Genomic DNA, 13,241 nt, shown 5'->3' with positions numbered 1-13,241 from the left:
TGCCGGGCCGAGTTTGCGGTCCTGCCGCAGCCGCAGGTGAGCGGTCCGTGACGTGGAAGACCGAAGCTCCGTTGAGCGGGGTGACCCCGGACCTTGCGTCAGCCCTGCCGGGTGGGATGAGTTCAAACTCTGGTGCGACCACTTCGCCCGCCAAGACGTACCAGTCGCCTGGGGCCCCAGTCGGCACGGAATCGGCGACGCCCTCTTCATCATGTTCCACGACGCTGCGGGCTACCTGATCGAGTTCTGCGCAGAGATGTCGCCTTTACCGACTCTCAATGTGTGCGGATTGGCTCTGAACTGTGGCGATGCGTCGCGTGGATGTCCGTGACGGTTCCGGGGTGCCCCGCCAGGGCGGCTTCGATCTTGTCCGCGTGTAAGCAGAGCGCCGCGCTGCACGTTTCGCTGGCTGGGGTCCCAGTACGTAACACCACTGCGAAGTGGACGGGGCCGACTTGAGTACGGCTCGCCCTGCCCGGACATCACGCGGGCCTGCGATCTCGCCCAGGCGTTCGCCGATCTGGTCCGTCACCAGCGCGGATACCTGCTGCTGGAGTGGATCCGCCAGGCTGAGCAGGACGCGCCGAAGCCCATGAAGGGCTTCGCGGGCTTCCTCCGCCAGGACCTCGACGCGGTGACCGCCGGTTTTGACCCTGCCCTGGAGCCAGCTCCGCTCCGCTCCGGAGTCGTCGAGGGACATGTAAACCGGGCGGTCACCAGCACGCGACCGCCGGGCTTGATCGTTCTCAGTCGACCGTGCGTTGGTCAGTCCTGACCGTGCAGTCGTCGCTGTATCCCGTCTCTGGCCCGGAGGAGGGCCGGGACGAGTTCGGCGGCCTGCGCTTCGGTGCCGAGCCGGTGCAGCGGAGCACCGGCAGTGATCGCCGCGATCGGGTAGCCGGAGGCGGACAGGAGTGCGACGCCCACTCCTCCCACGCTCGGATCACTGTCGCCCAGGTTGACGGCCCACCCTCGCTCGCGGATCAGCCGCAGGTCCTCCATCAGCGCGGGCCAACTTTTGGGAGGGTGGCCGTCTACCGCTTCAAGCTCCTGTGTGGGGTAGCGCCTGAGCAGTTCCTCCGGTGGCAGAGCCGCGAGCATGGCCTTCCCCCCGGAAGTGCAGTGTGCGGGCAGTGCCAGGCCGAGCCGGGAGCCGACCCGGACCGAGTGGCTGCCCTCCAGCGATTCCGCGAATCGCACCCGGGTTCCTTCCAGGAGCAGCAAGTTGGTCGTCTCGCCGCAGTCGGCCGCCAGTCGCTCAAGGACCGGTCGGGCTGCGTCCCGCAGGTCGACGGTGACGCTCGCGGCCAGGGCGAGTTCCTGTACCGCCGGTCCGGGGAAGTACGGTCCGCCGGGCCGGTCCTGGGCCGCGAACCCGACGTGCTTGCAGGTGGCGAGCAGCCGGTGGGCGGTGGAGGGAACGACGCCCAGTTCCGTGGCCGCCTCGCTGAGTGTGATGGAACCGCGCTGTGCCACCAACAGGACCAGACGCAGCGCCTGTTCGGCCGACTGCAGGACCTGGGTACGAGCCGGGGCTGATTTCCGCATGGAAGAAGTCTAGCGGACAGGTATTGCGCAGAGAGAAAAGCAGTCGTACGTTCCGTGCAGTCGGATCAGCCGCGTACTGGTTTGGATCCGTTTCTCCGCATTCATCGAAGGCGTCGAAGGGATGGTCAGCGAATGGGGCTGCTCGATGAGGCATCGTGGGTGGGCAGGATCAAGCTGCTCGAATGGGCCAACGGCCGCGCCGGCAGCAGGGCGGTGACGGAGCCCGCCACGGGTGCGGAGCTGGGCCAAGTGGGCATGGCCACGCCCCAGGACGTCGCCGACGCGGTGGAGACAAGTGCGCGCGCCCAGCCGGAGTGGGCGCGGCTGCCCTACACCGAGCGGGCGGCGGTGCTGCGGCGGGCCGGTGAGCTGTTCGAGCAGACCGCCGAGGAGGTCGGCGACTGGATCGTCCGCGAGACCGGCTCCATACCCGGCAAAGCCGCCTTCGAGACCCACACCGCCGCACAGGAGTGCTTCGAGGCCGCCGCCCTGGCCTCGTACCCGTACGGCCAGCTGCTGCGCTCGGCCCAGCCCCGGCTCAGCCTCGCCCGGCACCTGCCGGTCGGCGTGGTGGGGGTGATATCCCCCTTCAACGTGCCGATCGTGCTCGCCATCCGGGCGGTCGCCCCGGCGCTGGCCCTGGGCAACGCGGTGGTGCTCAAGCCCGACCCGCGCACCGCCGTGTCGGGAGGCGTGGTGCTCGCCCGGATCTTCGAGGAGGCGGGGCTGCCGGCCGGACTGCTGACCGTGCTGCCCGGCGGCGCGGACGTCGGTGAGGCCCTCGTCACCCACCCGCGCGTCCCCGTCATCGCCTTCACCGGATCCACCCGCGGCGGACGGGCTGTCGCCCGCGCCGCCGCCGAGCACCTCAAGCGGGTCCACCTGGAACTGGGCGGCAACTCCGCGATGATCGTCCTCGACGACGTGGACATCGACCGCGCGGCCTCCGTCGGCGCCTGGGGCTCCTTCTTCCACCAGGGCCAGGTGTGCATGGCCACCGCCCGCCACCTGGTGCACGAGTCGGTCGCCGACGCATACGCCGAGGCGCTCGCCGCCCGGGCCGAAAAGGTGCCGGTCGGCGACCCCGCGAGCGGCACCGTCCTGATGGGCCCGGTCATCGACACCGTGCAGCGCGACGCCATCCACGCCGCAGTCACCGAGACCATCGACGCGGGCGCGCGGCTGCGCGCCGGAGGCACCTACGACGGACTGTTCTACCGCCCCACCGTCCTGGACGCCGTACCGCTGGACTCGCCCGTCTACGCCACCGAGGTGTTCGGTCCGGTCGCCCCAGTGGTCACCTTCACCTCCCTCGACGAGGCCGCCGAACTCGCCCTCGGCACCGAGTACGGCCTGTCGCTGGGGATCCTGACCCGCGACGTCACCAAGGGGCTGGAGCTCGCCGAGCGCATCCCCACCGGACTGGTCCACATCAACGACCAGACCATCAACGACGAAGCGGTGGTGCCCTTCGGCGGCCTCGGCGCCTCCGGCACCGGCTCTCGGCACGGTGGCCACGAAGCCAACCTGGAAGCCTTCACCGAGACCCAGTGGGTGACGGTGCGCGGCGACCTCCCGTCCTACCCCTTCTAGACGCGAGGCGGCACACCCTCATGGTCACCAGGTTCCCCGACATCCCGCAGCTCAGCGGCTTCAACGCCCCCCTGCGCGTCGAGGCCGACATCTACGACCTCGAAGTCAGCCAGGGCGAGATCCCGCCGCAACTGGACGGCACCTACTACCGGATCGTCTGCGACCGTCAGTTCCCGTCCTTCGTCCAGGGCGACATCCCGTTCAACGCCGACGGCATGGCGACGTCCTTCCGTTTCAAGGCCGGCCACGTCGACTACAAGAGCCGTTACGTCCGCACCCCCCGCTTCAACGCCGAACGCGCCGCGCGGCGCGCCCTGTTCGGCGCGTACCGCAACCCCTTCACCGACGACCCGTCGGTCACCGGCATGGTCCGCGGCGTGGCCAACACCAACCTGTACTGGCACGCCGGGAAACTGCTGGCCCTGAAGGAGGACAGCCCGCCGATCCGAATCGATCCCGACACACTCGAGACCATCGGCGAGTACACCTACGACGGCGCGCTGACCGGCCAGACCTTCACCGCCCACCCCAAACTCGACCCGCGCACCGGGGAGATGGTGTGCTTCGGCTTCGCCGCCAAAGGCGAGACCACCCCGGACATCGTGTACTACGAGATGGACCGCGACGGCCGCGTCATCCACGAGACGTGGTTCCAGGCTCCGTACCCCTCCATGGTCCACGACTTCGCCGTCACACAGAACTTCGTCGTCTTCCCCGTCATCCCGCTTACCAGCGACATGGAACGCCTCAAGACCGGACAGCCGCACTTCGGCTGGGACCCGGACAAGGACGTCTTCCTCGGGGTCCTGCCCCGCAAGGGCACCGGACGGCAGGTGCGCTGGTACCGGGGGTCCAACCGGTTCGCGAGCCACATCATGGGCGCCTACGACGACGGCCGGTACCTCCACATCGACACCCCCGTCGCCCAGTCCAACTACTTCCCGTGGTTCCCCGACCTGTCCGGCGCCCCCTATGACCCGGAACGCGCCAAGGGCCACCTGTCCCGGTGGACCATCGACACCGCAGCGGACCCCGGCGCGGGCGGCCACGGCACGGACGGCGGCGACGACTTCACCGAGACCCGGCTGACCGACTGCTCCGGCGAGTTCCCGCGCATGGACGACCGCTACGAGACCCTGCCCTATCACTGGGGTGTCCTGGCCCTGAACCACGTACCGGACGACGAACGCCCCGGCATGGGATTCCGCTGGCTCGGCGCCGTCGACCTGGACCGCAGGCGTACCACCACCCGCTGGGCGGGACCCGATTCCTGCTTCTACGAACCGCTTTTCGTGCCCGCGCGGCCCGACGCGGCCGAGGGCGAGGGCTATGTCATGGCGATCGTCGGCCGGTACGCGGAGATGCGCAGCGACCTGCTCATCCTCGACGCCCAGCGCCTGGACGCGCCGCCCGTCGCGACCGTCAAACTGCCCATCCGCCTCCCGTACGGCCTGCACGGCAACTGGCTCGACGCCTCCGAACTGGCCCAGCGCGCCGACTGACCCACATCAAGGAGCCCCCTCGTGACCAGCACCCTCCCCGAGACCTCGGGAACACCGAAGACATCGGGAAACCCGGAGACGTCGGGATACCCGGAGACGTCGGGATACCCGGAGGCCTCGGCCCTGGCGGCGACGGTCGAAAGCCTGGCCCGCCGCGTCGACGCCCTGGAATCCACCCTCGCCATCCGCAACCTCCAGCACGCCTACGGCTACTACCTCGACAAGACCCTCTACAGCGAGGTCGTGGAACTGTTCGCCGAGGACTGCACGGTGATCTTCATGAACGCCGTCTACCGCGGCAAGGCGGGCGCCCGCCGTCTGTACACAGGACGCTTCCGCTCCCTGTTCACCGACGGCCGCAACGGCCCCATGCCAGGCTTCCTCCTCGACCATCCGCAGATGCAGGACGTCGTCCACATCGACGACGACGGCAACCACGCACACGGCCGTTTCCGCACCCTCATGCAGGCCGGCGTCCACGACAGCGTCGAGGACCCGCGCAAGGGGCGGGGCCGGGCCAAGCAGTGGTGGGAAGGCGGCATGTACGAGAACGAGTACGTGCGCGAGGACGGCGTCTGGAAAATCCGCACCCTCAACTACCGGCCGCTGTGGCACGGCACCTTCGACGACGGCTGGGCCCACACCCCGCTCGACTTCGTCCCTTCGCCCAACTCCCTCTACCCTCAGGACGAGTTCGGCGCCGACGAGATCCTCCAGGACGACACCCGCGAACTGTGGCCCAACACAGCGGTCATGGACTTCCACTATCCGCACCCCGTCACCGGCGAACCGTGGAAGAGCTCATGACGACCGGCACCGACCAGACCCACGTCGCCCCCGTGCTGGTCGGCGGCGAGGAACTGCCCACCCCTACGGCGCCCGTCGTCAACCCGGCCCGCACCGACGAGGTGGTCGGCGAGCACGCCCTCGGCGGCGAGAAGGAGGTCGACGCCGCGGCCCGCGCGGCCGTCGACGCCTTCCCCGCATGGGCGGCCCTGCCCGCCGCCGAGCGCGCCGCGGCCATGCTCCGCGCCGCCGACGCGCTGGACGGAATACGGGAGGACCAGGCCCGCCTGATCACGCGTGAGGTCGGCAAGGTGATGGGCGAGTCGCGTGCCGACGCCGCCGGCGCGGCGGCGCTGCTGCGGTACTTCGCCTCCCTCGCCGACGAGGTCGACCGAGAGGAAGCCGCCCCCGTGACCTTCGGCCGGGGCTGGATACGGCACCTCCCGATGGGCCCCGTCGCGGTCATCTCACCGTGGAACACCCCGGTCCTCCTCACCTTCATGGCACTCGGCCCGGCCCTGATCGCCGGGAACACCATCGTCGTCAAACCGCCCGAGATCGCCCCCCTGGCACTGTCTCGCGCGCTGGCCGTCCTCGCCGCCGAACTCCCACCCGGTGTCATCGGCAGCGTCCCCGGTCTCGGCGACGCCGCGGGAGCGGCACTCACCGCCCACCCGCTGATCCGCAGAATCCTGTTCACCGGCAGCATCGCCACCGGGCAGCAGGTGATGCGGTCCGCCGCCGCCACCGTCAAGAGCGTCGGTATGGAACTCGGCGGCAACGACGCCGCGCTGATCCTGGAGTCGGCCCGCATCGACGAGGCCCTGGCCAGGGAGTTCGTCGCCGGAGTCTTCGCCGCCTCCGGGCAGGTCTGCTACAACGTCAAACGCGTCTACGTACACCGCTCGCTGCACGACGAGTTCGTCGAGGCGTTCACCGACCTCGCCGCGCAGCTCACCGTCGGCGACGGCCTCGACCCGCACACCGCGATGGGTCCGCTCACCACCCGCGAGGGCTGGGAACGCACCCAACGGCTCCGGGCGGACAGCGACGCCCGCGGAGCCAAGGTCACCACGGTGGGGGTCAAACGCGACCCCGCGAACTGGGACGGCGGCCATTTCCAACTGCCCACCGTCGTCACGGGTATCGATCCGCACGCCGAGCTCGTCACCAACGAGCAGTTCGGGCCGATCATCCCTGTCCTCGCCTTCGACGACGAGGACGAGGCCCTCCGCCAGGCCAACGACACCGAGTACGGCCTCGCGGGATCCGTCTGGTCCGCCGACCCCGACCACGCCCTGCGGGTGGCCCGGCGACTGGAGGCAGGTACCGCCTTCGTCAACGTCCACCGGGTCGGCGCCTCCCCGATGAGCGTCCCCTTCGGCGGGGTCAAGCAGTCCGGGATCGGCCGCACCCACGGCATCGACTCCGTACGCGCCTGCATGGAACCCCAGGCCGTCGTGTGCGCCGACGACCACGGCGCGTTGCCCGGCCTCGGCCACTTCGCCCAACTTCGGCTTCGGCGACAGCCGTAATCGGTTCCGGTCACACAACCGGGGCGTGGCTTCTCCCAAGCTCTCTTCACATGCCTTGACGACTGCGTCATGCCGTCATGCCGTCTTGCCCTGAAAGGAACCGCATGACCGACCAGGGATATCTCCGGATCGCCACCGAGGAGGCGTTCGCGCCGCCGGAACTCATCACCCGCTGGCGCAGCATGCTCGCCGACGGCTCCTCGGGCGACCCCGGCTTCGACAGCCTCTGGGGCTTCTACATGGGTGACAGCCCACGTGCCCGGCAGATCGTCGAGCGGCTGGAGGACCTCGGCGAACGTCGCATCGCCGACATGGACGCCACCGGCATCGACCGCCAGATCATCGCCCTCACCTCCCCGGGCACACAGATCTTCGACGCCGCCGAAGGCACCGCCATCGCCGCTGCGGCCAACGACGTCCTCGCCGACGCCTGCCGCCGCCACCCCGACCGATTCACCGGCCTGACCGCCATCGCCCCGCAAGACCCCGAGCGGGCCGCCGAGGAGATCGAACGAGGCGTGAACCGCCTCGGATTCCGGGGCGTGATCATCAATTCCCACACCCGCGGCGAGTACCTGGACGACAAGAAGTTCTGGCCCGTCCTGGAAGCCGCCGAAGCCCTCGATACGCCGATCTACCTGCACCCCAACACACCCTCGCCGCGCATGATCGAGCCGATGCTCGAAGCCGGCCTGGACGGCGCCGTGTTCGGTTTCGCGGTGGAGACCGGACTGCACCTGCTCCGCATGATCACTTCCGGCGTGTTCGACCGGTTCCCCCGGCTGCGGGTCGTCGTCGGCCACCTGGGCGAGGCACTGCCGTTCTGGTCGTACCGCATCGACTTCATGCACACCGCCAGCCTGCGCTCCGGGCGTTTCCCCCACCTGTCCGCACTGGAACTGGCCCCCGGCGAATACCTGCGCCGCAACATCTGGGTCACCACGTCGGGCATGGCCTGGGAACCCGCCATCCTCTTCACCCGCCAGGTACTCGGTGACGACCGGGTTCTGTACGCGATGGACTACCCGTACCAGAGTGCGCCCACCGAGGTGAGCGTGCACGACCGGCTCCCGATCGACGCCGCCGCCCTGCGGGCTCTGTACCAGACCAACGCCGAGAAGGTCTTCGGTCTGCCGCCCTCGTCCTGAGGCTCCTGAGGCTCTCACTTCCTCCCGAGGTACCCATGCACGCCATCCCCTTGGCCCCGCCATGCTCGAAATAAGAGACATCCGTGTCCGCTTCGGCGGCCTGACCGCTCTCGACGGGGTGTCCTTCGACGTGCCGGACGGAGTCGTCTGCGGCCTCATCGGCCCCAACGGCGCGGGAAAGACCACGCTGTTCAACGTGATCAGCCGGGTGTACCCGGCCGACTCCGGCCAGGCCCGCCTGAACGGACAGGACCTGCTCGCACTGCCCGGCCACCGGATCGCCCGGGCCGGCGTCGCCAGGACCTTCCAGAACGTCGCCCTCTTCCCCGGGCTGTCCGTGCTGGACAACGTGCTCACCGGCGCCCATTCCCGGTCCGGGGGCAGTTGGCCGGCCGCGGCCCTGCGGTGGCGAACGGCCGCCACGGGCCGCGCCGAGCGGGCCCGCGCCATGGACATCCTGCGCCTGCTGGACCTGGACCACCTCGCGCTCGCCCCGGTCGAGGGCCTGCCCTTCGGCACCCGCAAACGCGTCGAACTGGCCCGCGCCGTCGCCGCCGGACCCCGGCTGCTGCTCCTGGACGAGCCCGCCAACGGCCTCACCCACGAGGAGGTCGACGCCCTCGGCGGCACCATCAGGGCCTTGCGCGAGCACTTCCAGCTGTCCGTGCTGCTGGTGGAGCACCACATGCGGCTGGTGATGGACACCAGCGACAAGGTCGTGGTCCTGGACTTCGGCCGCCTGATCGCCGACGGCACCCCCGACGAGGTCCGCCAGGCCCCCGCCGTGATCGACGCCTACCTGGGAGGTGCCGCATGACCGCCCTCGCCGCCTCCGGAGCCCGTCTCGAAGTCTCCGCGCTGCACGCGTCGTACGGATCCGGCGAAGTGCTGCACGGCCTGGACTTCCATGTCGAGGCGGGCGAGGCGGTCGTGCTCCTCGGGGCCAACGGTGCCGGGAAGACCACCACCTTGCGGGCTCTGAGCGGCATGGTCCGCACCCGGGGCTCGGCCGTCCTCGACGGACAACGCCTTCTCGGCCGGCCCGTGGACCACACCGTACGACTCGGCGTCGCCCACGTCCCGCAGGGCCGGGGCGTCTTCGGCGAACTGACCGTCGAGGAGAACCTGCGGGCGGGCGCCTACCTGCGCCGTGACCGCGCCGGCGTGGAAACCGACCTCGCGCACTGGTACGAGGTCTTCCCCCGCCTCGCCGAACGCCGCACCCAGCAGGCCGGCGGCATGAGCGGCGGAGAACAGCAGATGCTCGCCGTCGCCCGCGCCCTGATGTCCCGGCCCCGGCTGCTGATGCTGGACGAACCGTCGCTCGGCCTGGCGCGCATCATCACCCGGCGGCTGTTCGACCAACTCGGTGAAATCAACCGGGAACAGGGCACCTCCATGCTCATCGTCGAGCAGAACGCCGAACTCGCCCTCGCCTTCGCGCACCGGGCGTACGTCCTCGAATCCGGCCGCCTCGTACGCACCGGCACCGCCGCCGAGGTACGCGCGGACGACGGACTGCGCCGCGCCTACCTCGGCTACTGAGAGGCCGGCAAGGCCACTGCCGCCCGCGAGGGACATGAGGCCGGGGAGCCCCTCGGCCGCCGAACCACCGAGCCTGCCACCGACTCAGGCCGTCAAGGGAGACCTCCATGAGTCCTGACGCCGCCAATCCGGCATACCTACTGACACTGCTGACCGGGGGCCTGGTCAACGGCAGCCTGTACGGGCTCGTGGGCCTGGCTGTGGTGGTGCTCTACCGCGCCACCGGGCAGGTCAACCTCGCCCAGGGCGAGATGGCCGTCACCGGCGCCCTCACCTTCCACACCGTGCGCCACGCCGGGCTCGCCCTGTGGGCCGCGCTGCCGATCGCCCTGGCCGCGTCGTTCGCCCTCGGGTGCGCGGTCGAGCGGGCGGTGATCCGGCCGCTGGAGCGGCGTGGCATCTTCCCGGTGCTGCTCGCCACACTGGCCCTCTTCCTCGGTCTGAACGCCGCCAACGCCATCATCTGGGGCACCCAGCCGTTCCCCGGCGTCGGGCTGTTTCCCACGGGCCTCGGCGACCGGATCGAGTTGCTGTCCGGCCCGCCGCCGTACCGGCTCGCCTACTCCGCGATCGGCACTCTCGCCGTGGTCGCGGCCGTCGGCGGCACGGTGTGGGTGGCGCTGCACCGCACCCGGCTCGGGCTCGGCTACCGTGCGGTCGCCGCGCACCGGGAGGCAGCCGCCCTGATGGGTATTCCGGTGCGCCGGATGTTCACGCTCGGCTGGGGAACGGCGGCGGCCGTCGGCACCCTCGCCGCCGTGCTGGTCTCCCAGACCACCGGCACCCTCGACTACAACCTCATGGGCTCCGTGCTGGTGATGGGCCTCGCCGCGGCGACCCTCGGCGGGTTCGACAGCGCCGCCGGGGCCGTGCTCGGCGGGCTGCTGCTGGGCACCCTCGAGGCCCTCGTACCCGGCGTGTTCACCGCGATGCAGGGCGACCTCAGCCTGCTGCTGGCCCTCGCCGTGATCCTCCCCGTCCTGCTGGTGAGGCCCCAGGGCCTGTTCGGAACCCGGAAGGTGGAACGGGTATGACCGCCAAGCCCGCCAAGTCCTTTGAAGTCTCCCAGCTCACCGGGTTCCCCAAGGACGTGGTCATCGGCTCGCTGGGCCACCGGCTGTGGCAGGGCATCGGCCTCCTGCTCGCCGTCGTCTGCGCGGTTGTGCCCGCCCTGCTGCTCAACGATGCGGCCCTCACCCCGATCGCCCAGGTAGTGCCGTACGCCGTCGCCGTCCTCGGCCTCAACCTCGTCACCGGCTGGACCGGCCAGGTCTCGCTCGGACACGCGGCCTTCTTCGGCGCGGGCGCCTACACGGTGGCCGTGCTCTGCGGTGACCGAGGCTGGCCCTGGGGCGCGGCCGTGCCCGCCGCCGCCGTCGCGGGCGCGGCGCTCGGCTTCCTCGTCGGCATTCCCGCGCTGCGGCTGCGCGGCCTTTACCTGGCGGTGGTGACCCTCGCCGTGGGTGTCGCCTTCCCCGTCCTCCTCACCCAGCCGTTCGCCCTGGAACTGGGCACCGGGGGAGTGGGGGGCAAGACCACCGACGTGGGCTGGCACAAACCGGCCTGGTTCGGCCTGAACGTCACCGACTTCGGCTGGCGCTACCTCGTGGCCGCCACTGTCGCGGGGGTGCTGTTCTGGCTCGCTGCCGGGCTGGTACGAGGCCGGACAGGGCGCTCCCTCATCGCCGTACGTGACCACGAGACGGCCGCCCGGGTCTGCGGTGTGTGGCCGGCCGGCGTCAGAACCGGCGCGTTCGCGGTGAGCGCCGCCTACGGTGCCCTCGGCGGCGCCCTCTACATCCTGATCACCCCTACGGTCAGCCCCGGCACCGTGGGATTCCAGATCACCCTGCTGTTCATCACGGCGATGGTCCTCGGCGGCTCCACCACCGTCGCCGGGGCCTGGATCGGCGGCGCGGCCATGGTGTTCCTGCCCCAGTGGACCGCCGACTGGGCGGGTTCGATGCCCGGCCTGGCCGCCGTCTCCAGTCAGCCCGGACTCTTCTCCAACGCCGTCTACGGCCTCTTGCTCATCGCCGCCGTCTTCGCGATGCCCGAGGGCATCGCCCCGTTCCTCACCCGCCTGCGGGCCAGGGCGCTCCGCCTCGTACCACGCGAGGTGACCGAGCCACCCCCCGAGGCTCCCGACACCACGCCCCTCGCCGATCCGGCCTCCCCGCCCACACCCGTTTCCGCCGCCCCCGTCAGGAGAACCCGATGAACGACTCCGTCACCTCGAAGAACCTGTGGCGCAGTGCCACCCTCTGCGTCGCCATCGCCCTGCTCGGCACCGCCTGCGGCAACAGCCGCAGCGCCGCCGGCTCGGCCGGGGAATCGGCCGGCGGAAAGGCCGAAGCGAACTCCGCAGCAGCCTGCCCCGCCTCCGCCTCGAAGCCCCTCGCCGACGGCGCCACCATCAAGATCGGTATGAGCACCCCGATGAGCGGCCCGCTCGCCAGCGCCGGGCTCACCGCCCTGGGCATGAAGGCGTACTTCAAGGCCGTCAACGACAAGGGCGGCATCGACGGGCACAAGATCGAGCTGATCACGCGGGACGACGCATTCGACGCGGCACGAGCCCTCGCCAACGCGCAGACGTTCACCGGAAAGGACAACGTCCTCGCCACGGTCAACCAGATCGGGACCCCGCAGATCAATGCGGCGCAGCCCGTCGCCGAGAAGACCTGCACACCGCAGCTGTGGTCCATCACCAGCACCACGAAGGGGCTGACCGACCCCGAGAAGCACCCGTGGTCCACCCTCGGCATCGCCCCCGCGGCCGTGGAGGCCCAGGCCGTCGTCGACTACATCAGGACCACCAAGCCGAGCGGCACCGTCATGGAACTCACCGGACCGGACGCCCTCAGCACGGACTTCCACGCCTCCTTCCCGGCCCTGGCCAAGAAGGCCGGACTGACCGTCCTGCCGAACCAGTCCATCGCCGCCGGCGCGACCAGCGTGGACGGCCCGGTGGCCGCCATGGTCGCGGCCAAGCCCGACGCGGTGTTCCTGGAGACCCTGCCGAACTACTGCCCGGGCTTCCTCAAGGCCTTGGCCACCGCCGGCTACAAGGGCATCGTCGCCGTCAACTCCGCCTGCAACGGCGCCGCCCAGTGGATCACTCCGGTCGACCCGGCGGGCGACGGCGTCGTGGCGCCGATGTTCCGCAAGGACCCCGCCGACCCGCGCTACGCCGACGACCCGGCGATGAAGCAGTACCGCAAGGACATGGCCGCCCTCGGGGCCAAGGCCCAGGCGTCCATCGGCAACGCCCTGGACGGCTACAACTTCGGCGTCCTTCTGGTGCAGAACCTCAAGGACGCGGCCGGTATGAAGGGCGGCCTCACCCGCGTCAACCTGATGAAGGCCGCCTGGCACACCAAGGTGACCCGCCCGTTGTCGATCTCCCCGCGCCAGCGGACCGACGGCGCCACCGACCCGGTTCTCCTCGAAGCCGGACGCGTCGACCGGTACTCCGCCAAGACCAACGGCTGGAAGTCGACCTCGACCACGTTCGACCTCGAAGGGCACACCCCCCTCGGCTGACCCGTGCGGCCGCTGACATTCGCCGGGCGACCACCGAT

General features: G+C 70.4%; 12 protein-coding genes. 11 read left to right on the top strand and 1 reads right to left on the bottom strand.

Translation table 11 applies throughout. The features are described from left to right. Positions 1 to 52 precede the first annotated feature (52 nt). The gene (locus ABZZ74_RS44655) at positions 53 to 331 is read left to right on the top strand and encodes a VOC family protein (protein WP_356949867.1); all 279 of its coding nucleotides are present in this window, start codon (positions 53 to 55) and stop codon (positions 329 to 331) included. A 434-nt stretch (positions 332 to 765) separates the two neighbouring features. Here ABZZ74_RS44655 and ABZZ74_RS44650 read toward each other — a convergent pair whose 3' ends face one another. Next, positions 766 to 1,548, bottom strand: a complete 783-nt coding sequence (locus ABZZ74_RS44650; RefSeq protein WP_356949866.1) for an IclR family transcriptional regulator — start codon at positions 1,546 to 1,548, stop codon at positions 766 to 768. Between the two features lie 132 nt (positions 1,549 to 1,680). Between ABZZ74_RS44650 and ABZZ74_RS44645 the strand changes: the two genes are divergently transcribed. From ABZZ74_RS44645 to ABZZ74_RS44600, 10 genes are all read left to right on the top strand, one after another. Further along, positions 1,681 to 3,141 carry a benzaldehyde dehydrogenase gene (locus ABZZ74_RS44645; RefSeq protein ID WP_356949865.1) on the top strand — a complete coding sequence of 487 codons (1,461 nt, stop codon included), beginning with the start codon at positions 1,681 to 1,683 and terminating at the stop codon, positions 3,139 to 3,141. A 20-nt stretch (positions 3,142 to 3,161) separates the two neighbouring features. Continuing rightward, on the top strand, positions 3,162 to 4,643 hold the full coding sequence (locus ABZZ74_RS44640) for a carotenoid oxygenase family protein (RefSeq protein WP_356949864.1): 1,482 nt from the start codon (positions 3,162 to 3,164) through the stop codon (positions 4,641 to 4,643). A gap of 21 nt (positions 4,644 to 4,664) precedes the next feature. Further along, complete coding sequence (locus tag ABZZ74_RS44635; RefSeq protein WP_356949863.1) at positions 4,665 to 5,450, top strand: nuclear transport factor 2 family protein; 786 nt, start codon at positions 4,665 to 4,667, stop codon at positions 5,448 to 5,450. Beyond that, a complete protein-coding gene (locus tag ABZZ74_RS44630; RefSeq protein WP_356949862.1) occupies positions 5,447 to 6,964 on the top strand; it encodes an aldehyde dehydrogenase family protein in 1,518 nt (505 codons plus the stop codon). Before ABZZ74_RS44635 ends, ABZZ74_RS44630 begins: the two co-directional genes overlap by 4 nt. 104 nt (positions 6,965 to 7,068) lie before the next feature. Then, positions 7,069 to 8,112: an amidohydrolase family protein gene (locus ABZZ74_RS44625; protein ID WP_356949861.1), complete on the top strand. Its 1,044-nt coding sequence runs from the start codon at positions 7,069 to 7,071 to the stop codon at positions 8,110 to 8,112. Between the two features lie 61 nt (positions 8,113 to 8,173). After that, complete coding sequence (locus ABZZ74_RS44620) at positions 8,174 to 8,929, top strand: ABC transporter ATP-binding protein (protein WP_356949860.1); 756 nt, start codon at positions 8,174 to 8,176, stop codon at positions 8,927 to 8,929. Then, the gene (locus tag ABZZ74_RS44615) at positions 8,926 to 9,657 is read left to right on the top strand and encodes an ABC transporter ATP-binding protein (protein WP_356949859.1); all 732 of its coding nucleotides are present in this window, start codon (positions 8,926 to 8,928) and stop codon (positions 9,655 to 9,657) included. The genes ABZZ74_RS44620 and ABZZ74_RS44615 overlap by 4 nt, the downstream gene beginning before the upstream one ends. A 107-nt stretch (positions 9,658 to 9,764) precedes the next feature. Then, positions 9,765 to 10,691: a branched-chain amino acid ABC transporter permease gene (locus ABZZ74_RS44610; RefSeq protein ID WP_356949858.1), complete on the top strand. Its 927-nt coding sequence runs from the start codon at positions 9,765 to 9,767 to the stop codon at positions 10,689 to 10,691. Beyond that, positions 10,688 to 11,878 (top strand): branched-chain amino acid ABC transporter permease, encoded by a 1,191-nt coding sequence (locus tag ABZZ74_RS44605; protein WP_356949857.1) that lies wholly within the window; start codon positions 10,688 to 10,690, stop codon positions 11,876 to 11,878. Before ABZZ74_RS44610 ends, ABZZ74_RS44605 begins: the two co-directional genes overlap by 4 nt. Next, positions 11,875 to 13,203: an ABC transporter substrate-binding protein gene (locus ABZZ74_RS44600; RefSeq protein ID WP_356949856.1), complete on the top strand. Its 1,329-nt coding sequence runs from the start codon at positions 11,875 to 11,877 to the stop codon at positions 13,201 to 13,203. The genes ABZZ74_RS44605 and ABZZ74_RS44600 overlap by 4 nt, the downstream gene beginning before the upstream one ends. Positions 13,204 to 13,241: the final 38 nt, after the last annotated feature.

Source organism: Streptomyces sp. NPDC006476 (assembly GCF_040612015.1).
Classification (GTDB): Bacteria; Actinomycetota; Actinomycetes; order Streptomycetales; family Streptomycetaceae; genus Streptomyces; species Streptomyces griseorubiginosus_B.
Note: the sequence above shows the minus strand (reverse complement) of the source record. Positions and strands in the feature narration are given on the sequence as shown.

Excerpts from the sequence above, each read along its gene's own strand:
- ABZZ74_RS44640 (WP_356949864.1), top strand. The coding sequence starts at position 3,162 with ATGGTCACCAGGTTCCCCGACATCCCGCAGCTCAGCGGCTTCAACGCC.
- ABZZ74_RS44630 (WP_356949862.1), top strand. The coding sequence starts at position 5,447 with ATGACGACCGGCACCGACCAGACCCACGTCGCCCCCGTGCTGGTCGGC.
- ABZZ74_RS44615 (WP_356949859.1), top strand. The coding sequence starts at position 8,926 with ATGACCGCCCTCGCCGCCTCCGGAGCCCGTCTCGAAGTCTCCGCGCTG.
- ABZZ74_RS44650 (WP_356949866.1), bottom strand. The coding sequence starts at position 1,548 with ATGCGGAAATCAGCCCCGGCTCGTACCCAGGTCCTGCAGTCGGCCGAA.
- ABZZ74_RS44645 (WP_356949865.1), top strand. The coding sequence starts at position 1,681 with ATGGGGCTGCTCGATGAGGCATCGTGGGTGGGCAGGATCAAGCTGCTC.
- ABZZ74_RS44620 (WP_356949860.1), top strand. The coding sequence starts at position 8,174 with ATGCTCGAAATAAGAGACATCCGTGTCCGCTTCGGCGGCCTGACCGCT.
- ABZZ74_RS44600 (WP_356949856.1), top strand. The coding sequence starts at position 11,875 with ATGAACGACTCCGTCACCTCGAAGAACCTGTGGCGCAGTGCCACCCTC.
- ABZZ74_RS44605 (WP_356949857.1), top strand. The coding sequence starts at position 10,688 with ATGACCGCCAAGCCCGCCAAGTCCTTTGAAGTCTCCCAGCTCACCGGG.
- ABZZ74_RS44610 (WP_356949858.1), top strand. The coding sequence starts at position 9,765 with ATGAGTCCTGACGCCGCCAATCCGGCATACCTACTGACACTGCTGACC.
- ABZZ74_RS44625 (WP_356949861.1), top strand. The coding sequence starts at position 7,069 with ATGACCGACCAGGGATATCTCCGGATCGCCACCGAGGAGGCGTTCGCG.